This window comes from Lactobacillus nasalidis, from assembly GCF_016587775.1.
In the GTDB taxonomy this organism is placed as follows: Bacteria; Bacillota; Bacilli; order Lactobacillales; family Lactobacillaceae; genus Lactobacillus; species Lactobacillus nasalidis.
Window position 1 is genome coordinate 1 of sequence record NZ_BOCG01000267.1, and the last position, 561, is coordinate 561.

1 protein-coding gene is annotated in these 561 nt (G+C 59.2%); it reads right to left on the reverse strand.

Annotated elements, in window-relative coordinates; genetic code table 11:
• Window positions 1-561: DEAD/DEAH box helicase (locus lacNas_RS04675; RefSeq protein WP_201346642.1), on the reverse strand; the 561-nt coding region annotated here is incomplete at both ends.

Sequence of the window (561 nt, forward strand, 5' to 3'; positions counted from 1 at the left end):
GGGGAATCTTAGTCCGGTGACCAGACCCGGCTCCCAGAAAGCGGCCAGCTGCCGCTGGATCCCCGATGGTCGCCGACAGGCCGACGCGCCGCGGCTTGACGTCTGCCAGCCGGTTCAAGCGCTCCAGAAGACAGAAGGTCTGCCCTCCCCGGTCGCTTCTCAAAAAAGAGTGCAGCTCATCGATGACCACGTAGCGCAGGTCCCCAAACAGGCGCGGAATGTCGGCATGCTTGTTGATCAAAAGGGACTCCAGAGATTCAGGCGTGATCTGCAAAACGCCGCGCGGCTTTTTGAACATGCGCCGCTTCTGGCTGGCCGCAACGTCGCCGTGGTAGCGCCAGACTGGTATGTCGCTTTCTTCGCAGATGTCGCGCAAGCGGTCATACTGGTCATTGATCAAGGCCTTCAGCGGCGCGATGTAGAGGCAGGCGATCGAGTCAGCCGGATTTTCCGCCAGGTCCGTCAAGATTGGAAAAAAGGCTGCTTCCGTTTTCCCGGAAGCAGTCGAAGCAGATAAAAGCAGGTTGTCGCTGCTGTTGAATATAACGTCGGCCGCTGCAG